The following is a 21,016-nucleotide window of genomic DNA, read 5'->3' on the forward strand; positions in this document are numbered from 1 at the left end:
TTAGATGTAAATCCGTTTCTACATGAACGTAGACTTCCGTTTATTCCGAAATTTCTTCGAGTCGCCTGCCGTTGGTCTTTGAACCAAATACCCCGATCGCGACCATGCATATAAGCATCGCAGCGGAAATGGCCGCGAACACGCCAACCACGCCAAAGTCGCGCAGGAAAAACGCAATAATGAAACCGGACATGCTGGCGCCGATGCGACTAAACGAATACACCAGCCCGCTGGCACGCGCTCTCACTCGAGTCGGGAACAGCTCGGTTTGGTATGCGTGATAAGCAACCGACAGAGCAGAACCGGACAAACTGATCAGGAGACCAAGAACAATCAGCGGACCGACATCCCTTGCCTGCGAGAACAGCATGCCAAAGACGATGACGGCAAATGCGGCGTAGACGATCAGCCACTTGCGTTCCAGCTTGTCCGCGATCATCATCGCCAGCAATGGACCAATCGGGCTTGCCGTGGCGATGACGAAGGCGTACAGCAGGCTCTTGGTGACGGTAATGCCCTGTCCGATCAAAAGTGTCGGCACCCAGTTGTTAAAGCCATAAAAAGCGAACGCCTGGAAAAAATTGAACACTAGCAGCATGATGACCCGCGAGCGGTAAGGTGCTTTCCAGATTTCGGAAAAGGCAGCCACTTCCCGTTTCTTTTCTGCGATCGGTGGCAGCGGCGGCGGCAGCGCAGCGCCGCATTGGGCAGCTACCTTGCCTTCTATCTTCTCCAGTACGCTTTCCGCGTCAGCAATCCGGCCTTTGTGCGCAAGCCAGCGCGGACTCTCGGGAACGGCAAGGCGGATAAACCAGACGACCACTGCGCCGGCCGAACCGATCAGCACGACCCAGCGCCAGCCGTCAAAGCCCAGCGGCGCCAGTGGCACCAGCCAAAAGGAGAGGATGGCGGCAATCGGGGCCGCGCAAAACATCACGGTCTGGTTGAATGCCATGGCCCGTCCGCGCATGTGATGGGGCACCAGTTCGGTGATATACACATCAATCGTCACGATTTCGATGCCCACGCCAATCCCCGTGATAAAGCGCCACAGCAACACGCCCTCGCTGGTGGTCTGAAGCGCCATGATGGCCGAACCGATCGAATACCAGAGCAGGGAGATGGTGAAGACGGAACGCCTGCCGTAGCGGTCAGACAGGAAGCCCAGGCCAAAGGTACCGACGAACAAGCCGGCAAAGGTGACGGCGATAAAGGCACCGATGCCCTTGAAACCAAAAAAAGTCGCAGTCGTGGTGGCAAACAGGCCGCTCTTGGCCATTCCGGGAGCGATATATCCAGTGAAAACCAGATCGTAGATCTCGAAGAACCCGCCCAGCGAGATCAAAAAAACCAGGATCCACAGATAAGGTGTGGCGGGCAGGCGATCCATCCTTGAGGTGATGGCAGGGGCGGAACCGACGGCAATGGATTCGTGTTTCATATGACCTCCGGGGCCGCGGCAGGTCGCAATGTATTCGGTAAGCCGGTCACGTCCGGCTTGCATGTTTTGTTCATGATGACTCCTTTGGGGTGGATGCCCGTTATTCAGTTCGGACTATTATTTTTTGTTTTGCGAGTGAGTTGTTTGGAATACGGGCAACAATGCACGGGACAACATCGCCATTCATTTTTGCCCGGCTCCTTATGGCTAGGTTGTGCGCGATTCGGCGAGCCGGGCCAGCACTTCCTCGGTATGCTCGCCGATACCCGGCAGCGGCCGCTGCACCCCCAGACGGCGCCCACCCATCAACATCGGCAGCAACACGACGTCGGTGCTATCGCCGTCATCGGTCTGCATCGGCACCAGTCCGCCGCTGGCCTTGAGGTGCGGGTCGTGCAGCAACTGATCGGGGCGCGCGATCGGGGCGTAAGGCAGGCCTGCCGCCTCCAGCTTCGCGGAAAGCTCTTCAATCTTGTGCTCCAGCAGGATCTGGCCCAGACGCGCCAGCACGGCCGGCCGGATTGCCACCCGCTGATCGTTAGTTTGCAGCGTGGGGTCATCCAGCAGATCCTGACGCTCCAGCACCTTGCACAGCAGGTTCCATTGCTTGTCGCTGACGGCGGCGATGAACAGCTGCTGCTCATCGGCCAGCGTGAAGACGTCATACACCGACCACGGCGACGCACGCGCCGGCATTGGCGGCGGTACCTCGCCTGACATCGCGGCTTGCTGCATGTGCGAAGCCACCAGAAAAGCGCAGTTCTCGAACAAGGCGCTCTGCACTTCCTGGCCACGGCCTGTTGTGCGCCGCTCCCACAGAGCCGCCAGCACGCCAATGGCACCGAACATGCCACCCATGATGTCGTTGACCGACGCCCCTGCGCGCAACGGCCGGCCCGGAGGACCGGTCATGTATGACAGCCCTCCCATCATTTGCACCACTTCGTCCAGTGCCAGTCGGTTTTCGTACGGGCCGGGCAGGAAGCCCTTGTGCGACACGTAGATCAGCCCGGGAAACGTCTTCGACAAGGTCTCATAGTCCAACCCTAGTTTATGCATGAATCCAGGGCGAAAGTTCTCCAGCATCACATCGCATTGGCCGATCAGCTCCTTGGTGGTACCCAGACCCTGGGGCGTGTTGATGTCCAGCACGACGCTCTTTTTGTTGCGGTTGAAGGTGCGGAAGAAACCCATGCCGACACCCGACATTTTACGGGTCTTGTCGCCGCTGGGCGGCTCGATCTTGATCACCTCGGCGCCCAGGTCGGCCAGAATCATGCCGCAGGTCGGTCCCATGACCATGTGGCTGAATTCGATGACGCGCACGCCTTGCAACGGCAAGGCCCTATCTGTGTTCTGGTTGGTATTCATGGCTATGGCTGATTCCATCAGGAAACGGTAGAGGTTAAGAAAATTTTCGGGAGGCCGGCAAGCCACAGCGTGCCGTGCAGCGTTTCGCCTTGCAGCCAGGAGGCCACCTTGGCCCGCAATGCCAGCAGACGCGGAAGATCGATGCCGGTCGACAAGCCCATGCTTTCCAGCATGAAGGACAGATCCTCGGTCGCTGCGTTGCCGCTGGCGCCGGGCGCATGCGGGCAGCCGCCGATGCCGGCCAGCGATGCATCGAAGCGTGTCACGCCGACCTCAAACGCCGCGTAGACGTTGGCCATCGCAAGCCCGCGCGTGTCGTGGAAGTGGCCGCAGCAGAAGCGATCGCCGGCGATTCGTAGCGCCTGCTCACACAAATCTCGCACCATGCGCGGATTTGCGTAGCCTACGGTGTCGGCCAAACTCACGCGATCCGCGCCGGCATCGAGCAAGGCCTGCATCAGGCGCAACACTTCGGCCGGTTCGACCCGGCCTTGCAGGGTACAGCCGAAAGCAGTGCCGACGCCGCCCTCGATAATCGTCCTGGAGCCGGCCGCATCGCGTGCGGCACGAATGCGCGCCAATTCTGCAACCACTTCGTCGGGCGTCTTGCGCAGGTTAGCCAGGCTATGCGCGTGGCTGGCCGAAAGCGGCAGAATCATCAGATCGGCGCCGCCTTCGATGGCCCGCTCGGCGCCTTTCAGGTTGGGCACCAGCACCGAAGCGCACAAGCCGGGCAAGGTTTTGGCGTAGGCCAACAGTTCCGCGGTGTCGGCCAACTGCGGCAGCAGCCGCGCCGGCACGAAAGAGCCAACCTCGATCTCACGCTGGCCAGCCGCATGCGCATCCCGGATCCATTCCAGTTTCTGTTCGGTGGGGAGAACGGTAGCGATGCTTTGCAGGCCATCGCGCAGGCCCACTTCGCGAATCACTACATTGTCAGGCAATTCGGTCATGCTCATGATTATCCGATCCGTTTCAAATTCGCTTGGTAGAACTGGCCGCGCTTGACGTACTCGGCAGCATTCCTGTGCATATCCGCGATCTGCTCTTCGTTCAGGGTGCGCACGGCCTTGGCCGGGGAGCCGATGATGAGGGAATTGTCGGGAAATTCCTTGCCTTCGGTGACCAGCGCGCCAGCGCCTACCAGACAGTTTTTTCCGATTTTGGCGCCATTCAGAATCACCGCCTGAATGCCGATCAATGCACCCTCGGCGATGCTGCAGCCATGCAGCATCGCCTGATGGCCGATCGAAACGTTACTGCCGATGGTGAGCGGATAACCCGGGTCGGTATGCAGGATGCAGCCTTCCTGCACATTGCTGTTTTCGCCGATGCTGATGCGTTCATTGTCGCCGCGAATCGTCACGTCGAACCAGATGCTGACGCCGGCTGCGAGGTTGACGTTGCCGATGATATTCGCAGAGTCGGCGATGTAAACTGATGGGTCAATATTGGGCGACGCTTCGTCTAATTGGTAGATAGCCATGGATTGAATATGCTTAATGAAAAGTGGCGTTGATCAACGCCTGATTGTTCGCGGGAATGGGGGATTTGAAGTGCATCAAATGTCTCCTTGGTTTTATTGTTTCAGCCAGTATGAGTGAGTATAAAACTTCCATATCCATTGTAAAGATTCAATTTGGAACGACTATAGTTCCAAAACGGAATTTCACAGTGGGGATATTTTCTAATCACTGCCGAGAACACCCATGAGACGGCTCGCTTCATGTCCCTGCGATTGTTTGCCGCGGTATATGTCACGGTAATATGGTGCGCTCGTCTGGTATTTCTATCGAGCGAAATACCAGCCTCTCAACCACAGGTCCAATAAAATTTGGGCTTTTTAGATTTTCTTTGGGCAAGAATGCGCTGTCAGGAAAAACGCATAAAAGGTGGCGTATTGACCCCTCTTCCGCAACCAGGAGAGTGATCTCAGCCATAGGTCAACCCACAATGAGCACGGCTGAATCTACATTAGAACTTGTGACGGATACCAACAGCAACTGCTGCCTGGTTGCCTGTGGCACCAGTTGTGTCACCCAAAACACCCGGGTTGCTAGTGTTTGTGGCACGCAGGTCCGACAAAAATGCATACACGTCAGTACGCTTCGACAGAAAGTAGTCGGTACCGACGTTGAACTGGTTCAATGTACCCTTCTTAGCGTCAATGAAATCCAGTTTGGTATGTTGAACGCTGGCCACCAGATGCAGAGGAGCCGTAAGAGCGTAGTTCACGCCCAATTCGAAAATGTCAGCCTTGTCGTTGCTTAGGCCACCGATGATGTTGTTGGCTGAAGCAGTCGCCAGTGGTTGCTTGGCGCGAGACCAGCTACCGTACAGACGTGCTGGGCCAGCTTGGTAGCTACCACCGAGACTGAATGTTTTCAGTGCTGTATCGCCCGGGTGGCCGGTGAATACCGGGGCGCTGTTAACCAGAGAAGTGTCGCTTGGTCCAGCGGTAGGAGTGCCCAGTTTCGATTGATAGTAAGCAGCGAACAAACCGAGAGGGCCGTTTGCGTATTGACCACCGAAGCCGAACGATTGACCAGCTGAAGTTTGGCCAGCAGCTTCACCGATTCCATAAATCGCGCTAGCAGTGAAACCAGCCAGGTTTGGTGAGTTGTAACGGATCGAGTTATTGGTACGAATACCTTCCAAGCGGTCCAAACCGTGGCCAACTCCGGCAACAATCTGACCGAAATCTATCACTGAAGTCCATGCGCCGCCGATGTCGTCCAGAACGTCAGTTTGACGACCCAACAGAACAGTACCGAAATTGTCGCCGCTCAGACCAACTACCGATTTACGGCGGAACAGATTGGTCGAACCTTTGTCGCCTTGCAATGCGCCGGTGTCATTGGCGAAGCCTCCTTCCAGTTGGAACAGCGCCCTCAGACCTCCGCCCAGATCTTCAACACCTTTGAAACCGAAACGCGAACCTTGGACAATGCCGGAGTTTAAGCTGAGTTTGCTGCCAGTCTTGCCGCCCAATACCGGAGTAGTGTCCACTTTGTTTGTGTAAACGACGGCAGTATCAACGATACCGTAGATGGTTACGGAACTTTGAGCTTGCGCTGCGCCTGAGATGGCGCCGAGTACGGCCAGTGCGATGAGTGTCTTTTTCATTTGAAATGTCTATCTATAAATTTATTTTTTGATGATCTGTATATCGAGCAATAGAAAAAGCCGGCAAGTGAGTTACTTTGATTGTTTGTCCCCTTCAATGTTGTGAGTTGTCATTCAAGATAAAACGGCGATGGACCACTTGAGTGGTGTCGCATTCGCTGTAAAGGCACCTGCTTCGGACGAGGAAATATGCCCGCCATCAAAGCACGGCGGATTTATTCTATAAGTGCATAAAACTGAGCAACAAAAGACACCTGTTTTTCCGCTGCAACGACCATTCGACTTTTGCACATCAAGTGCATCAGCTTGATACCCGTTAATAGATTTCCGGCCGAGCGAAAGGACATAAGTAAATTATTCGTCTGCGCAAGCGGTTGAAGGGGGGCAGTCCGGCTCCAGGATGTTATCGAGGTCCTTTCCATGGCGAACCACAATTGCATTTTCGCGATTGTTATCCACAGCGATAAATGCAGCAGGTGGCGTTAATGAACGCCTGATTGGTTGCGTGAATGTGGAATTGGACGTGCATAAAATGTCTCCTTGGTTTTATTTTTGTAACCAATGTGGGTTAGTATAGAATTGTCCGATTCATTGAGAATATCAATTTTGGAACGAATGGGATTCCGAACTGGAATTTCATAATGCAGCTTTTTGAATCACAGCCGAAGACACTCATGAGAGACCTCGACCTCACCACCTTGCGATTGTTTGTCACGGTATGCGCTACCGGAAATATGGCTCGCGCGGGCGAGCAGGAAAATATTGTGGCTTCGGCGATTAGCAAGCGACTTGCGGTGCTGGAGGACACAGTCGGCATCAAGCTGCTGGAACGTCGTCGCCGCGGTGTGGCGCCTACTCCTGCGGGGGAAACCCTGCTTGAGCACGCGCGCGGCATGCTGGCTGGCGCTGATCGCATAACGCGAGACATGACGAGCTATAGGTCGGGTGTAAAAGGCCAGGTCAGGGTTCTTGCGACCGTATCGTCCGTGGCCGAATCACTGCCGGATGACGTGGCGGCATTCTTGCAACAACCGTCCAATCGTGGCATTCGTGTCGATATCGAGGAGCGCTTCAGCAAGGATGTTGTGGGAGGCCTGAAGGAAGGGAGTGCCTCGGTCGGTATCTGCTGGGATGCTGCGGACATAGAATGGCTACAATCGCGTCCTTATCGCACCGATCATCTCGCTATAGTGGTCTATCCCTCGCATCCGCTGGCCGGGCGCAAGCGGTTGTCGTTCGAAGAGACGCTTGAATATGACCATGTCGGGTTGCCCGCTTCGAGTGCGGTGCAGATTATGCTGATGCAGGCGGCGGCAATCGCCGGACGGGTACTGACTTACCGCGCCGTAGTGTCGACCTTTGACGCCGCGCTAAAGGTGGTTCACGCTCAACTTGGAATCAGCGTAGTGCCGCGCGAAATTGCGCAGGCCTATGCAGCAAGCATGGATCTACGCGTGATTCCGCTGAACGATCCTTGGGCTCGGCGCCGTTTCGCCGTGTGCTTTCGGGACATGGCGGCACTTTCGCCCGCAGCCCGTCTGCTCGTGGAATATCTCGCCGCACGGGCAATAAATACTACGCCAAACGAATAAATCAGGGTTGTCAAACACCGTGTAACACTTTCCCGGTTAGGTTGGCGCGGCGCCAACGTTTCGAAGAGTCGCAATATGAACAAAATCGATCAGCACATTCATGCCGCCACGCGCGAAAATACTCGGCGCAGCTACCATAGATGCGCGATTTCTCGCCATACGGAAAAAACTGACTGCGGAATTCATATTCCGAATAACAGCTCTCAGCTAGCTTCCAGATGTTCAAGATATTTATGCAACTGGTTGATCTGGGTCCGGCCTCCCAAAGTTTAGAAAGCGGCCATTCAAAAAAGTAACGCCAAAGTATTTGTTGTTTAAATCGGCGAACGGCAGCTATGTGAAGTAGAGCCGCCGCTCGGAATTACATCTGAGAAAGGCCAATACCGTCGACATCAATAACCGCGTCAGAGAAAATAAAACTGCAGCCTAGCCTGTCCAACAGCGCACATAATTTCTTGGCAAACTGGAGGTGTCCATATAAAGCCAATGGCCGCAACCGCTGCTACAGCTGAGGAGCCAATCGGGATGCAGATGCTGACCGTCTGGCTCGAGTCGATGCTGCCCTATCGCGCCCGCAGCGTTCGGCCTGACCCACGCATTTCGATTGACCAATTGGTGCGCGATGCGAATGTGTGGCTGATTTGACTCTAATAGGTATTCCTCGTTTCTCCCCAGACACTCGTCATTTATCTGTGAGCACTTGCGATCGCCACCGCAACGCATCGCCATGGCGGGATATTGACATGGCAAATACCATAACTGGCTTGCCCTTGGCTGCAGCAGATGCAAAACTGGGCTTGCAATCTCGATCCGTCGATCGACACCCTCCTCGTGGAGGTCCTGATCCAATCAGGCGTAGCAGTCGTTACCTGCCCACCTAACAGCGCACGCGCCTTGCGTGCGTCCCGAGCGGGACCTCGTTCCCCTCGGAGCGGCGTTCCCGCTTTTCATTTTGGAGAACGCCATGAAGAATACTTCGTTCATGTCGCGTGCCGAACTCGTCTGCGAACTGATCGCCACGCCGCCATCGCCGACCGTTTCAGATGCCTCGGACGCCTATGTCGCTGCCTGCGACACACCTACATCGTCTGCCTGCGATGCGCTCGTATCACGCAAGCTGTCCATTGCCAGGGAAATTCTGCTGCGCGATTTGACCGCCAAGTTGAAAGCGGGACCCGTTATGAGTTCGTCCAACGCGGTGCGCGACTGGCTCATATTGCACTGCGCCGAGGTCGAGCATGAGGTGTTCCTCCTCCTGCACCTCGATGTGCGCAACCGCCTGATCGAGGCCGAGGAGATTTTTCGGGGGACGTTGACGCACACCTCGGTCTATCCGCGTGAGGTAGTGAAATCCGTGCTTGCACGCAATTCGGCCTCACTGGTCCTGGCGCACAACCACCCGAGTGGCGATACGGAACCTAGTCAGGCCGACCGTCTGTTGACCAAACAGCTCGCCTCCACGCTATCTCTGGTCGATGTGCGGGTCGTCGATCATTTCGTCGTTGCCGGAGACCGCATCCTGTCCTTCGCCGAATGTGGACTTCTTTGATATGTGGATACCGGGCGACGCTCTGTCCCGAACCGCTGGTGCCTTACCCGCTCGTAACGGCACATTTTTTTATCCCGAGGGAACTGCCCTTGGGGACAGTGTCCCTCTTTTTATCTGAAAGGAGATGAGATGGACCTGACTGCCCGTCTTCACCCCAATTAATGAGCGGTCCGATTTTTTTGTGGACATACCGCCATCCAGGCGAACGTCCTTTTTTATGGAGCCTGCCATGCAATACCATGACATGTCGAGGCCCGAGGCACAACACCCGCAACCGATCAACGAGGTTGCCCGCGTTTCCATCGTGCTTCCCGAAGACACATCCTTCTATAACGACCGGCGATTCATTGCGGTCGCATTCGATGCAAGCGCCGACGGCGTGACGCACCAGATTCTCGGCGCATCTCGCACCACCCTGCCCTTCTTCGCCGGTTACGAGATTTTCTCAACGCTGTGCACTGACCGTGCCATACGGGTCGTCGACGGTTCGCTGCGCGCGAACGGTGAAACCATCACTCCCGAGCGCTATCTGAGGTTATGGCGAACCGCCATCGGTCAACCCCTGACACCATCTCAGTTCACCGGGCACTTTGGGTATGCCGCTTACGCGGTTCTAGGTGGGGAATTTGATGTACTGCGCCACAAACGCAAATCCTGGAACAGTTCGCCGTTCGAGACCTTCGATGACTTCGAGGACAAATACCGTGAACAGATCGACTATCTGAATAACGGCCAATCCTTTCGCATCGAACTCGATCTGAGGCTGAAGCATGCCGCACGTGATGCGTTCTATCTGGCGTCCTTCCTGTCGTCCACAGGCCAGTCCGGGGGAGCGCGCATATCCATCGTGCTCACGTCGATCGATCCATCACGGGCACCCACTGGCGAAACGCCATTGGCCCAGTCAGACCTGTTCACACCGATCGCGGAGGCAGTATGAGTTATCGTCTGGAGTACCAATGGGGTGCGTTCCACATTCCGGCGGAGGTGCTTGGACTTACCGCAGACCGCTTCGTCGTCGCCATCGAAGGTGGTGACAATAACGTGCGCTACGCCAAGACCGGAAAGCGTGCGCGCGCATGGAATGTCTGCATGATCGGGACCACGGAACAGGTCTTGCAGCAAGCCGTGTATTGCGCCGGCGCCTGCGAAGGCGGCGGTCTCCAACCGTACGGCCGCTGCTGCACCCCGGAAGCCTACATCCGCCGCATCCGGCGCCTGATCGATGGGCCGGCTTATCTGCAGAACGGCTGGTGGTCTGCGAAGTTGCACGTAAACATCACCCACGCCATCGTCGCCGAGGTGCGCCAACTCGGACTGGAGCCGGGAAGCGAGCTGTGGTACGGACAGCAGCAGGCGGTCGTCCCGTTCCCTCAGGAACAGTACCCGGAGTTTTTCCGGCTGGTCGATAAGTACAGCTGCGATCTACCTGCCTGGTGCTTTGCCGAAGTAAATGGCTTGCCAGCATCTTAACGACACTGGCGGTTTGGATGAATGCCCCATCGCTCTGCGGTGGGGCTTTTCGTTACTCTTCGCAGGATGTGTTCAATTTCGACGACCGAAAAATCTCTTCCGAGGAAGGATGCGCGACAAAATACGTCGGCAGATCCTCTGTGGCACAAGGCACGAAGACGACATCGGTTACACCATAACAAGAGATGATCTTGCCAAGCTTTTCCGGATCGACAAAAGCAGCAACGACCGGCCCTTCGAGCTTACGTAGCTGAATTTTCTCGGTCAACAAATGCAAGATGATACCTTTCATCTCCAATTTATTGTCGCGCTCCAGCACACGGATCACATCGCCGCCAAATACCGTCCTCACCACGCCATCCAGATTGTCTTTCGAGTGAACCGCCAGGCCCATTGCAGTGCAGTCGCGCAACTGGAGCAAGGCGCAGCATTTTTGAAACGCGCTACGCAGCGCCTCTTCGTCGGGGCCGACGGATACGGTATGCAATCGATTCGGTGACATCTGGTTTAAGGGCTCCATATTGATTCAGTGCTGGGCGAATGCTGCATTGATTGCTGCCGCGACTGCATCGCCGATGTGCGGATCGGCAAGCTGAGGATAGGTCTTCTTCAGCTTGTTCGATAGTTGCCCGGCGTTTTCGCGTACGGAACGGATGATGCGGTCGATGTCACTGTCCGGTCCTTCGAGCACATCCTTGACCCGTTCACGGGCGGCGTGCAGGCTGCGCAGGTAGCCGGCCTCCTCGCGCATCTCCTGCTCAACCGTCACTTCGATCACATGCGCGAGATATTCCACATGCTCCGTCAGATCGGGGTAACGCCACGCAGCCAAAGCGTCCTCATCGGCTTCAAACTCAAGATTATAGGGAATACCATCCTCGGCAGTCCGCTCCGCCACGAACCGGTACGCGGCCGCATAGCGCCGCTTGAACGGCCTGGAGAACAGTTCAAGCACCTGGTCATGACCGCGCCGGTTAACGCTCGTGCTGTTGATGGTGGCGGACACCGGCAAAATAAAAGGTTCGGGGATCGCCCTGTCCCGACGCAACACATCGTTGATCAGGAAGCGGGAGATGCGTCCGTTGCCATCAGCCATCGGCTGGACGTAGACGAAACCGAACGCCAGTACCGCAGCCCGAACCAGCGATGAGCGGCGCGCCGTACGGGCAGCAAATTCACGCAGCCCGGCCAGCATGCCCGCTGCATCGTTCCAGTGTGGCGCGATGTAATGCACGACCTGCATGAAGCCGTCGACTTCGCCGACGAACACCGGGGACTGGCGGATGCCGTAGCGGGTCGCCCTGGGTCCGAGAATCTCGCGCTGGAGTTCCGTGAGTGCGCGAGTTGGCCGTCGATACGTAAAGGCTGTGCCGGTTCGATGCCATACTGTCCCGCCAGCCACCGGTACCCAATCCAATCGGTCATTTAACATTCCATGTTCCATGAATTGATCAAATTCGATTAATTTCAAGATATTTTGATTAAAAAAACATGATTCATCAATAAAACGATTAATTCTTGACGCACACGGAGTCATGACTCTTTCGTGCCCGCAACGCCACTGTGAGTGTGTTTTTATAGAATCCGCGTTCAGCGAATCCCGGTTTTGTGTCCCATCGCATTGCAGCGTGGCAGTTTTTCAATGTAAATCTTCGTGCATTTCGGTAACTACATCACACCAATGTGCTGGCGTATGCGAGCCAATATCGCGTTGAATTCTGGCTGACCCTCGTAATACAAGGCTGCGGTCTTCCGGTACTCAGATTCAAAGCGCGCACACTCTGCCGGACTTTCCAACAGAAAGGCCGGATTACGGGCAATCACCTGCTCATCACCGGTCCGAAAACGTTGCTGCTTGCGTGCTGCATAGGCCGGTGTGCCGATGAAAGCGAGAATTTCCGGCAGTGCGAGCAGGCAGTAGACATCGTAGTAATGGCGCAGGAAATTGGACGGAAATGCGTCCGATTCGGCCATTCGCCGGTACTTGGTTGAAATGGTTTGCAGCTTCTCGACGAACGTGTAAGTCGGCGCATAGCAAGGTACGTCAAGCGCCCTGTTGTCAGTCATCGCGACTTTGCGTTCGGCAGCGACATCGTAGGCCCACGACGACATCGTGACGGGTCGATTCGGCGCGGTATCATCAAAACCCAGTTCCAACAAAATACCCTGCTTGATTCCGGCCAGCGCTGGATTGCTACTCGGGTAAAACAAGCGGATTCCCGCACTGCGCATCTTGTCGTCGTCGAAGAAGGTGTCGCGTTCCACCCGCTCAATGCCGGGAATGCGAATCTGGCCGCACAACCAATCGTAGAAGTTGCGTCGCGAGGCGATGTGTGCCGGCTTGTCCTGATTGCGCCCGACCTTGACTTGTAAATCATTCGGCGGCTCGATCCGGATATCGATATCCTCGGAAAAACGATGGATGACGCCAAAGCCTTTCGAGAGCGACGTTCCACCCTTCAATTCGAAACGAAATCCCTGTGCCTGCAGACCCCACAGGCAATGCATGATCCAATAGTCCTTCTCGACCAGCACCGGATCGATGCCACGCTGCTCGGCGACGATAGCGATCAACTGACCGAAGTCGCGACGCTTGTGCAAAAACTCAGTCATGCAGCCATCCCGCCACCCGTTTTTTGGTCGCCATCGAACCGTAGCTGGCCAAGGCCCGCAGCAAATGCTGACGCTGGAATTCCATCGCCTTTCTCTCCGCCTCTGCAAGCACCAGCAGCTTGTCCTCGGCCAGTTCGTCGAGGTTGTTGAGCATGTCCACGAACAGGAACTCCGGCGTGAGTTTCTTGGGGAAGCGCGGTTTGACCCGGCAGTCGAACTGGCGATTACCCAGCGTAAACACGCCGTGCCGTTTGTGGTTATAGACCAGGGTACGGTTATAGAGCTGGGTGGTTCCCAGTCCGAGCGTGTTATAGGAGGATGGCGAAAAGATCAAGAAATCCTTGTCACGCAGGAAAGCCGCCACCAGCTCGTGATCGTCAGGCGGTACGGCGCCGAAGGTCGATTGGCGCGGTACGTAGTACAAGCCTGGCGCCAGCTTCTTCAATTGGCCGCCCGCGACCAGTTCGCGCAGATGGCGATCCACTGCGTTGGAGACCTGAATCAGATCTTCGCGCCGGTATACCCGGCCCGCGCGCAAAGCGCTGGCGAGGTCGGCAGAACCGCCCTTCACGGTGGCTGGAGGATGACGCAAGCTGGCTAACAAGATGATTCCTCATTGAAATTTCATGCAAATGATAGCATAAACCCGATTTCCACGCCAAGGCAGCGGCGATTGGCAACCGATGAGAAAAGTTGCTTCTCAGACTGTACTCAAAGGACCGCCTGCACTCCAAGCGGCTCCCTCAACGATCCCAAGGGTTACAAAATGGATCGCGCCGCCACCATCGCCTCCAAATCGATCACCGCATCCGCCGTCGCCGTCAAATCCGGCGTCTGCGACACGAAAAATTCCTGGTCGTAACCGCCCAGGCGCAACACTTCCCGCTTCATCGCCATGAACATCCGCTTGCGCTCCGGGTCGAGCGGGCCGTCGGCTTCGTCGGAGAACAAGGTCGCATAGCGCCGCCCGGCGTTTTGCGCCAGATACAAGGCCACCGCGCGCACCAGGCACTCGTTGATCCAGACCCGCTCACCGCCGCTCATGAGGCCCACGCTCTTGCTCTCGGTCGATTCGGCGTCATGCACCACGATGTCGAAACCCTCGCGCCGCTCTCCCTTTCCCGTTTCCACCAGCGTCTTGATCGACACCGTGAAGCGTGCACCGTAGCAGGCCAGCAGCAGTTCGTTCGCCAGCCCGGACAGCACCGGCCCGGCATCATCGATCGCCAGCGCGATCACACCGTCGTTGCTCAAGCATTTGGCAAACAGCATCCAACCACCCAACTCCATCTCCACGGTGGCAGTTCGCGCGGCGACTCGCTCCTTGCGCGCGGCCAGTTCGGCTGCCTGCCGATCCGCGATGTCCAGCGCCTGCGCCTCCCGTAGTGCAGCGGCATGCGCCTGCTCCGCCGCTGTCACGGCGCTGGCAGCCCGTTCTACGGTACGCCCGGCTGCAAGAAATTGCTGTTCATCGTAGGGTTCGGGCAGCGCGGCAATGGCGGTCTCGATGCGTTGCCAAGCGTTCCTCACCCGGATAACTTGACGTTCCCGTTGTGCTGCGATGGACTGGCATGCCGTCGTGATTTGCTGCCGCTCGACAATCTCTTCCGCCGTTTCGCCATTGTTGCCAGTTTGGGCGATCGCCGCCAACTCCTGATTGAGACTGGACAAGGCTGCACGGGCCTGCTCGATCTGGCCGGCCTGCGCTGCCAGCACGGCGAGGTGCGATGCCCGTGCCCTTGCCGCTTCAAGTTGGCGCTCCGCCGCGTTGAGGCTGGTGGGAGCATCGACGAGCAGCGCCCGTTGCGTACGGAGCGCGGCCAGTTCATCGTTGATGCTGCTTTGCTGCTGCGCCAGCGTGGCGATGTGCAGATCGGCGTTTGGTATCAGCATCTTTGCTTCGCGGGCGTCGCCGAGCAGTTTGCACCGCCCCTGCAAGTCCGTGCCAAAGCATGGCACTTCGTTCGTCAGACCGAAGCGCCGCGCCAGCTCTGCGGCCTTCAGCGACGCTTGGCCGGCCTCGCGTTCGACCGCCGCCAGTTTTTGGAGTGCCGCCCTCTCGTTGCCCTGGAGCTCCGCCAGCCGCTGCACGCTGTGACGAAGTTGCGCCACTTGGGCTGTGCGGGCCGCGACCATGTGTTCGGCCAAAGGCTGACGCCGACCGGCTCGCAGTACGGCAACGGCGCGGGCCAACATGTTTTCGAGATTTCCGCGTTTTTCCTCCAGCGCTAACCGTCGCCTTCGTGCTTGCTCGCTCCGTACTGAGATGCGCTGTTGGAGTTGCGTCAGCCGTTGCCGCTCTCGCGCCTGCTGCGCATCCAACGATTGCTCAGCATCTCGGCCGGACTGGATCAATGCTTGCCGCTCCGCATGCAACTCCGAACGCCGGACTTCGGTGCGCTGCGCCAGATTCTTTTCCGCCGCCAGTTGGGTCTGCGTCACGCGGGCCGCGTCGAGCGCCTGCTGTGCGGCTTGTCTTGCCGCGACAGCGGCTTCCACGCGCGTCCTTGCGCCGGCCAAGCGACCGCGCTCGGCCTCTATCCGACGCGACGCGTCATCGAGATTGGCCTGCTCACAGCGCATGGCAGTGAGCCCAGCTTTCAGGAGTTTGGCTGTCTCCGTCGCCTTCTGGCCCAGGACACGAATCTGGTCCAGTCCGAGCAGATCCGCCAGCAGGGTCTTGATCTCGGCGTTCTTGTACGCGGTGAGCTGCCGTTTCCCCTGCGCCGAAAAAACCGACGTAAAAAATGTCTCGGCGCTCCCCAGGATCGCTTCCAGACACCGTTCGTAGGTCTCGACCTTGCCATCGGACACCGTGCCGTCTTCCAACCGCAGCGGCTCCCACCCCGTCACGCCATGCACGAACAGGAAGGCCTCGGTCTTGCGCTTGCCGTTGAGGCGGAATATGGTCTGCGACCGATAGCGTCGGCCATCGTGTGCCCAGATCAGATCCTTTTCGTTTTCAGGCAAATACACATGGTCGTAATAGGAGAAGCCGCCCGGACCGGCGACGGTCGCCCGCGACGGCATGGTCAGATACGGGTGCATGTTGTCCATCAGGGTGGTCTTGCCCCGGCCGTTCGGTCCCGTGATGGCAATCAGTTGCGCATTACCGGCAAGTTGTTCGATATCGAGCACAAGTTCGTCGCGTCCCAGGCCATCGCGAACGCCGCGAAATCCTTTGAGCGTTAGTGAGAGCGGTTTCATATTAAGTTCCTCCTATAACATACAGAAGTGGCGACGCGGCACCAATCCGCTAGTGGTTCGTGTTTGCATGTCGGTATGTCGATCTCCATCGTAGATCTCGTTCCAGTGTCGCGCACGCATGGTGTGCGTCAAGCTAAGCGCGTCAAGCCGCCTAAAACAGATCCGGTGTGGCTTCATTGACGACTTGGTCGCACGAGGTTGGCGTTGCAACAGCCATCGTGCTCACCGAAACATGCTCCACCGTCCCTATCTGCCGTCCCAGAATGTCTGAAGCGATCGCTTCCGGCGTGCGCACCTGCAAGTCTTCCAGACAGGCCAGCAACGGACGCGCCTGCGCTTCGGTCGCTTTTGCCCACGCCCGCACTTTGTCGGCGATCGTCGCGGCCTGCGACATACCAGCGGCGCGCGTTCGCACGACCGGCACAATGCGTCCCTCGAGCTTCACCTCTGCCGCTGAGCTCAGCGTGCGTTGGATCGCATCGCGGTCGACTTCATGCCGGTCTTCATCGGGGACATTCCAACGCACCCGCACGAAGGCCCCTGCGATGTTCTGTGTCTGCGTGGCGGCCTGGATCGCATCGAGGTCCGGCTTGCCGTCGAAACAGAGGTCGATGGTGCGCCGCGCCGGGGTCGTTTCAAGCGTGAGCCGTGTCGTTGCTGTGCCGATCTCCCACAATAAAAAACCCTTGTCGCCTTCCTCACCGTAATGAAAGCGCCCGATTGATCCGGCATACGCGATCCGCTGTCCGTTCGCCTCCCATTGCTGGTGGCGATGGATGTGACCGAGCATGAACGCCTGTGCCTGCGCACCGAACAAGGATCCGGTCGTGAATTCGTGGTCAAACCCGGCCATCGGCACGCCGTGCTCGGTCAGGCAGCCATAGACGGTGCCGTGCGAGACGCCGATGGTCGGCACATGCATTTCCCGCGCGGCCTGATTCACGGGTGCAAACCCGCGCAACAGCATCCCGAGCTGCTCGCCGACGGCTTCGGCAGCCGCGCCGGCACCCACCGTTGCCGCGACAGTCGCCTTGTTCAGGGTCGGCACGCAGGAAAACAGCGCCCGCATGTCGTTCGGCGCCTGCTCGAAGCGCCAGCCATCGGCGGCGATCCAACGTCCGTCCGGCATCAGCGCGACTTGGCCGATCCGGTCTGCGACATGCACCGAATAGCGTCCGCCCAGCAAGCGGAAGATCGCCAGCGTGCCGGGCGGCTCATGCGAATACGTTCCCTGCAGCATCAGGATCGGGCAATGGTCCGCCAGCCGCCTGACGTTACGCGCCAGGCGTTCCACCGCCGGCGCATGCACATCGAGCGCATGGTCGGTTGCATCACCCGAGATGACCGCCGCATCGACCTGCATGGCGATGGCGCGATCGACGGCGTAAGTAAAGCAGCGATCGGCTTCCGCCAGATGCTTGTCGCTATAGTGCAGGTCGGAAAACTGCGCGATGCGGATCATGACCAGTCCTCCCCCGTCGTTTCATCGGAAAACAGGTCTTTCACATTTGATTCATGCATCATCTTTCTCCTTGTACGCTTGAAGGGAGCACATGACTATCGTCGCGCTGCACGCTCCTGCGTCAACCCCGTGCTGTTCCTCAAAAGAGCATCTTCAATTCGGACTCGATCTTGTCGCGGTAGCCGTGCGGATCGTTGCGATAGCGCTCGAGTTCTTCCAGTGCCCTCCGGCGTCCGCCCGCATTGATCTTCCAACCGCTACCCCAGCGCCGGTCCGCGTATTCCCCATACCGCGCCGCATCGATGCCATAGGAGCATGCGGTCTCGATCACCTGTTCCAGGCTGGGACCGGTATTTGTCCCCGCAGGTGTGCGGACAGTAGTTTTCGACGCATTGGGCGACTTGCTGTCGGCCGGTGCCGTGGCCTGCCTCGCTGGCGTGTCGTTGCCGCCACTGCCGTCGTTAACATCGGGCCGGGTCTGCGTCGTCGGCAGATCGGCAGGGGGCGACGTATGGGGTATCTCACTCGCACCGACTGGACCTTCGAGGATCTGGCTTGCGATCTGCGCATTGACGATCGCCGTTTCCTCATCGTCGTTAGCGCGCAGCAGCGCCGTCACATCGATCGGTGCCTCGAGCTCGATGATCCATTGCTGGACTCGAACCGCTCGCCCGGTTTCATCGATGTGCGGCACATCCATCAGCTTCTTGGTGATATAGAACGGCGTCTGCTTGGCATCGAGAAAACCCGATATTCGCCCGCCCCGCATAAAAGCGATGGTTTCGAATTTCTGGATCGCCGCGTTCATCGCGTAAAAGCTGTTGGTGTGCAGTTCGAACGCACTGATCGACTTGATGCCGGGGATGAAGAAGATGAAACGCCCCGACAGATTGCACTGTCGCTGCTGATACTCATCGCAGCTTTCCGGGTCGCACAACCCGCCGTTCTCGCTGCGTAACGTGGTCTTGCGACCGCCGAACACGCGGATCACCCGCTTACCGGAATCATTGAGCGGCACCGGCGCGTAGCACTTGCAGTATCGCACCCGACCATCGGGCGCATATTCCGACCAGAATTTCTTTTCGCTGGCGCCCCAGGCGACCAGCTCGTGCGGCATCACTGCCTGCCACATGTCGGACGGGAATACGACCGGAAACCGGTACAGGCGCTTGACGCCGTCACCCCGTTCCTCGCCATAGGCGTCAAGAATCTGTTTGGCAATTTCCGGATTCGGGAAGTCCTGCCCGCGCACCGTGAACCAAGCCACGTTCTTGGGTACCAGCGGCGTCTTCAGGTTGGGTAGCGCTTCGCTAAGAAACTTCTCGATCTGCTCGAAAGACTGCCCGGCGGCAACGCCCTGATCGTAGAGTTCCTTCGCTTTCGGGTTTTCCGCCGCCTTCTTGGTGAGAACTTTGATGCCGGCGCGGATCTTGCCGCCGGTTGGAATGCGTGCCGAGCCCGGTCCGTTATTCCCCAGCAGCGTGGGCAGCGCCGCGCCGCTGCCGTTGATGGCCACTATTGCGTTCTTCATGGATGCGCTCCTTCATGAAATGCGAGACATCTCGCCAATTCATGATCTCGTGCATCCTCGCCGCTTCAAGGGCGTGTGTTGGCGACGCGGATCGTGTCGATCACTCTTCAGAAAACCCTGTGTCGATACGCGGAGGTGTCAACGGCGCGCTGTGCTCATCCGCAAGCACCATGTATTCCCAATATCCGTGCTGATGTAACCAAATTGGGTCCGCGTTTGTTCGAATGAATTCATCTGCGGACATGCCATTAATGGCAGGAGGCCGTTTGACCCGTTTCTGTTTCCCATTGATAAAGATGGTCATGAATTCCAATTGCCTTCTTTTCCGGGCGGCCTTTTCGCGGGCGGTGAGTTTTGGTTTGGGCTTTGCCATGATGGGTTGGATCGCAGATTTTTAATTCGGTCTTGCACAGGTTTCCTAAATTAGGACATAAGTATCTTTCCCAGCTATCCGCGACGACGAACGGTGGCAGATATCGCACTCTGTCGCCATTGGTCGGCAATCATCCATACCGCAAAAGTCAACTGATTCTCACCGATATCAACCTTGCGAATTTCTTCAATCCTTGTGCGTCAAGTGTGTCGGCGCACTCCTGCGCGGTCTTTGATGGATTTCGCAGGTTGTCGCACATTCGCATGAACGCCGCAATAACATTTTCCGGTGAATCGTTTAGCAGGCGGCACAGGAAAACGTCGGGCGTTTCGGCCACCGCGCCGACCACTTCCAGTTCCTGGCGATCGAAATCCTTCACATTCCATGTGAGAATCGTGACGGTATTGGCGCCAGACCGTTTGCGCGCCGCAACCGCAGCCGCAGCTACATGACGATCCTTCGCATCGGTTTTCGGAAACAATCGTTCGTGCTGACGGTACCTGTCGATCAAAGCATCGCCAGCCGCGCGATCCATCAGCTGGCGCACGCGCTCCAGAACGCTGCGTGCAACGTCAAAGTCTCGCCCCACGTTGCGCATCCACTCATCGTGGATTTCATTGGTCCAGTGGGCACGGATTGCACCTCCCGCAGCAAGCCACATGAAGAGGTCGCGCTGGGCTGCAGGATAGAGTACAGAGGCATCCAGCACAACCACCGGCAACATGGCTGGTACGCTCAATTGCCAAGATGGTGACGTTGCGAGATGGCTGCAAGTTCCTTGAGCGCCGATTTGCGCTGGGTATCCAATGTACGCTTGTACTTCAGCACGACCGCCCGCGCAACGCGACGATGGCGCCCAACTTTGGGCAGTTGAGGGATTTGTCCCGTCTCAAGCAACTTGATCAGATGCGGGCGCGAGACATTCAGGAGGTCTGCCGCTTCCTGGGTGGTCATGGCTTCGTCGTCCTCGATAACGCGGACGTTTTTGCCGGCAAGAAGCAATTCCGTTGTCCGCTCGATAACAGATGTCAAAGAATCGACCAGGTCAGTCATCGCTTCGCTCGATGCTTTTCCCGGCGCTGCACGACGGACAACAGAGATAATAGAACGTGCGGATGTCTCGCAAACGCCGTGTAGAGCGGGCGAACGCTTGGTACGCGGTGGTGGCGGAGGGGTTGTGCGCAAGGTGAATCTCCTTCCGATGTTACTTATATGTTTCGATTATATACATTTATTCGAAACACTTCAGAATGCTTCGCCTTCTACGACAGCAATACC

At 57.5% G+C, this 21,016-nt stretch carries 19 protein-coding genes; 4 read left to right on the forward strand and 15 right to left on the reverse strand.

Features of this window, described 5'->3' with window-relative positions; all coding sequences use genetic code 11:
• Positions 1–40: 40 nt before the first annotated feature.
• The 5 genes from AC3CHX_RS14080 to AC3CHX_RS14100 all read right to left on the reverse strand — a co-directional run bounded on the left by AC3CHX_RS14080 (position 41) and on the right by AC3CHX_RS14100 (position 5,938).
• Positions 41–1,441, reverse strand: a complete 1,401-nt coding sequence (locus AC3CHX_RS14080; protein WP_488644616.1) for an MFS transporter — start codon at positions 1,439–1,441, stop codon at positions 41–43.
• A 207-nt stretch (positions 1,442–1,648) separates the two neighbouring features.
• Positions 1,649–2,812 (reverse strand): CaiB/BaiF CoA transferase family protein, encoded by a 1,164-nt coding sequence (locus AC3CHX_RS14085; RefSeq protein ID WP_488644617.1) that lies wholly within the window; start codon positions 2,810–2,812, stop codon positions 1,649–1,651.
• A 17-nt stretch (positions 2,813–2,829) separates the two neighbouring features.
• Complete coding sequence (locus tag AC3CHX_RS14090) at positions 2,830–3,771, reverse strand: hydroxymethylglutaryl-CoA lyase (protein WP_488644618.1); 942 nt, start codon at positions 3,769–3,771, stop codon at positions 2,830–2,832.
• Positions 3,772–3,773: 2 nt separating this feature from the next.
• The gene (locus tag AC3CHX_RS14095) at positions 3,774–4,298 is read right to left on the reverse strand and encodes a gamma carbonic anhydrase family protein (protein WP_488644619.1); all 525 of its coding nucleotides are present in this window, start codon (positions 4,296–4,298) and stop codon (positions 3,774–3,776) included.
• A gap of 488 nt (positions 4,299–4,786) precedes the next feature.
• Entirely contained in the window at positions 4,787–5,938 is a 1,152-nt protein-coding gene (locus tag AC3CHX_RS14100; RefSeq protein WP_488644620.1) for a porin, read from the reverse strand.
• Between the two features lie 674 nt (positions 5,939–6,612).
• Here AC3CHX_RS14100 and AC3CHX_RS14105 point away from each other — a divergent pair.
• The 4 genes from AC3CHX_RS14105 to AC3CHX_RS14120 all read left to right on the forward strand — a co-directional run bounded on the left by AC3CHX_RS14105 (position 6,613) and on the right by AC3CHX_RS14120 (position 10,552).
• Positions 6,613–7,530, forward strand: a complete 918-nt coding sequence (locus AC3CHX_RS14105; RefSeq protein ID WP_488644621.1) for a LysR family transcriptional regulator — start codon at positions 6,613–6,615, stop codon at positions 7,528–7,530.
• A 964-nt stretch (positions 7,531–8,494) separates the two neighbouring features.
• Positions 8,495–9,079, forward strand: coding sequence for a RadC family protein (gene radC, locus AC3CHX_RS14110; protein ID WP_488644622.1), 585 nt, complete (start codon positions 8,495–8,497; stop codon positions 9,077–9,079).
• A gap of 229 nt (positions 9,080–9,308) precedes the next feature.
• Entirely contained in the window at positions 9,309–10,019 is a 711-nt protein-coding gene (locus AC3CHX_RS14115; RefSeq protein ID WP_488644623.1) for a hypothetical protein, read from the forward strand.
• Entirely contained in the window at positions 10,016–10,552 is a 537-nt protein-coding gene (locus tag AC3CHX_RS14120) for a hypothetical protein (protein ID WP_488644624.1), read from the forward strand. The genes AC3CHX_RS14115 and AC3CHX_RS14120 overlap by 4 nt, the downstream gene beginning before the upstream one ends.
• Before the next feature lie 52 nt (positions 10,553–10,604).
• Here the strand turns inward: AC3CHX_RS14120 and AC3CHX_RS14125 are convergent, their stop codons facing one another.
• The 10 genes from AC3CHX_RS14125 to AC3CHX_RS14170 form a co-directional block, all read right to left on the reverse strand.
• A complete protein-coding gene (locus AC3CHX_RS14125; RefSeq protein ID WP_488644625.1) occupies positions 10,605–11,054 on the reverse strand; it encodes a hypothetical protein in 450 nt (149 codons plus the stop codon).
• A gap of 24 nt (positions 11,055–11,078) precedes the next feature.
• Positions 11,079–11,984, reverse strand: coding sequence for a Fic family protein (locus AC3CHX_RS14130; RefSeq protein ID WP_488644626.1), 906 nt, complete (start codon positions 11,982–11,984; stop codon positions 11,079–11,081).
• A 236-nt stretch (positions 11,985–12,220) separates the two neighbouring features.
• On the reverse strand, positions 12,221–13,165 hold the full coding sequence (locus AC3CHX_RS14135; protein ID WP_488644627.1) for a nucleotidyl transferase AbiEii/AbiGii toxin family protein: 945 nt from the start codon (positions 13,163–13,165) through the stop codon (positions 12,221–12,223).
• On the reverse strand, positions 13,158–13,769 hold the full coding sequence (locus tag AC3CHX_RS14140) for a hypothetical protein (RefSeq protein WP_488644628.1): 612 nt from the start codon (positions 13,767–13,769) through the stop codon (positions 13,158–13,160). Before AC3CHX_RS14140 ends, AC3CHX_RS14135 begins: the two co-directional genes overlap by 8 nt.
• 155 nt (positions 13,770–13,924) lie before the next feature.
• A complete protein-coding gene (locus AC3CHX_RS14145; RefSeq protein ID WP_488644629.1) occupies positions 13,925–16,372 on the reverse strand; it encodes a sbcc family protein in 2,448 nt (815 codons plus the stop codon).
• Positions 16,373–16,523: 151 nt separating this feature from the next.
• A complete protein-coding gene (locus AC3CHX_RS14150) occupies positions 16,524–17,834 on the reverse strand; it encodes a metallophosphoesterase family protein (RefSeq protein WP_488644630.1) in 1,311 nt (436 codons plus the stop codon).
• Between the two features lie 139 nt (positions 17,835–17,973).
• A complete protein-coding gene (locus AC3CHX_RS14155) occupies positions 17,974–19,365 on the reverse strand; it encodes a recombination directionality factor (RefSeq protein ID WP_488644631.1) in 1,392 nt (463 codons plus the stop codon).
• A gap of 100 nt (positions 19,366–19,465) precedes the next feature.
• Positions 19,466–19,738 (reverse strand): hypothetical protein, encoded by a 273-nt coding sequence (locus AC3CHX_RS14160; protein ID WP_488644632.1) that lies wholly within the window; start codon positions 19,736–19,738, stop codon positions 19,466–19,468.
• A 148-nt stretch (positions 19,739–19,886) separates the two neighbouring features.
• Positions 19,887–20,477: a VapC50 family PIN domain-containing toxin gene (locus AC3CHX_RS14165; RefSeq protein ID WP_488644633.1), complete on the reverse strand. Its 591-nt coding sequence runs from the start codon at positions 20,475–20,477 to the stop codon at positions 19,887–19,889.
• Positions 20,474–20,791, reverse strand: coding sequence for an excisionase family DNA-binding protein (locus AC3CHX_RS14170; RefSeq protein ID WP_488644634.1), 318 nt, complete (start codon positions 20,789–20,791; stop codon positions 20,474–20,476). Before AC3CHX_RS14170 ends, AC3CHX_RS14165 begins: the two co-directional genes overlap by 4 nt.
• Positions 20,792–21,016: the final 225 nt, after the last annotated feature.

It is taken from the genome of Glaciimonas sp. OK215, from assembly GCF_057787885.1.

Coding starts and splice junctions, on each gene's coding strand:
- AC3CHX_RS14080 (WP_488644616.1), bottom strand. CDS start 1,441: ATGAAACACGAATCCATTGCCGTCGGTTCCGCCCCTGCCATCACCTCA.
- AC3CHX_RS14085 (WP_488644617.1), bottom strand. CDS start 2,812: ATGAATACCAACCAGAACACAGATAGGGCCTTGCCGTTGCAAGGCGTG.
- AC3CHX_RS14090 (WP_488644618.1), bottom strand. CDS start 3,771: ATGAGCATGACCGAATTGCCTGACAATGTAGTGATTCGCGAAGTGGGC.
- AC3CHX_RS14095 (WP_488644619.1), bottom strand. CDS start 4,298: ATGGCTATCTACCAATTAGACGAAGCGTCGCCCAATATTGACCCATCA.
- AC3CHX_RS14100 (WP_488644620.1), bottom strand. CDS start 5,938: ATGAAAAAGACACTCATCGCACTGGCCGTACTCGGCGCCATCTCAGGC.
- AC3CHX_RS14105 (WP_488644621.1), top strand. CDS start 6,613: ATGAGAGACCTCGACCTCACCACCTTGCGATTGTTTGTCACGGTATGC.
- radC (WP_488644622.1), top strand. CDS start 8,495: ATGAAGAATACTTCGTTCATGTCGCGTGCCGAACTCGTCTGCGAACTG.
- AC3CHX_RS14115 (WP_488644623.1), top strand. CDS start 9,309: ATGCAATACCATGACATGTCGAGGCCCGAGGCACAACACCCGCAACCG.
- AC3CHX_RS14120 (WP_488644624.1), top strand. CDS start 10,016: ATGAGTTATCGTCTGGAGTACCAATGGGGTGCGTTCCACATTCCGGCG.
- AC3CHX_RS14125 (WP_488644625.1), bottom strand. CDS start 11,054: ATGTCACCGAATCGATTGCATACCGTATCCGTCGGCCCCGACGAAGAG.
- AC3CHX_RS14130 (WP_488644626.1), bottom strand. CDS start 11,984: ATGTTAAATGACCGATTGGATTGGGTACCGGTGGCTGGCGGGACAGTA.
- AC3CHX_RS14135 (WP_488644627.1), bottom strand. CDS start 13,165: ATGACTGAGTTTTTGCACAAGCGTCGCGACTTCGGTCAGTTGATCGCT.
- AC3CHX_RS14145 (WP_488644629.1), bottom strand. CDS start 16,372: ATGAAACCGCTCTCACTAACGCTCAAAGGATTTCGCGGCGTTCGCGAT.
- AC3CHX_RS14150 (WP_488644630.1), bottom strand. CDS start 17,834: ATGATCCGCATCGCGCAGTTTTCCGACCTGCACTATAGCGACAAGCAT.
- AC3CHX_RS14155 (WP_488644631.1), bottom strand. CDS start 19,365: ATGAAGAACGCAATAGTGGCCATCAACGGCAGCGGCGCGGCGCTGCCC.
- AC3CHX_RS14160 (WP_488644632.1), bottom strand. CDS start 19,738: ATGGCAAAGCCCAAACCAAAACTCACCGCCCGCGAAAAGGCCGCCCGG.
- AC3CHX_RS14170 (WP_488644634.1), bottom strand. CDS start 20,791: ATGACTGACCTGGTCGATTCTTTGACATCTGTTATCGAGCGGACAACG.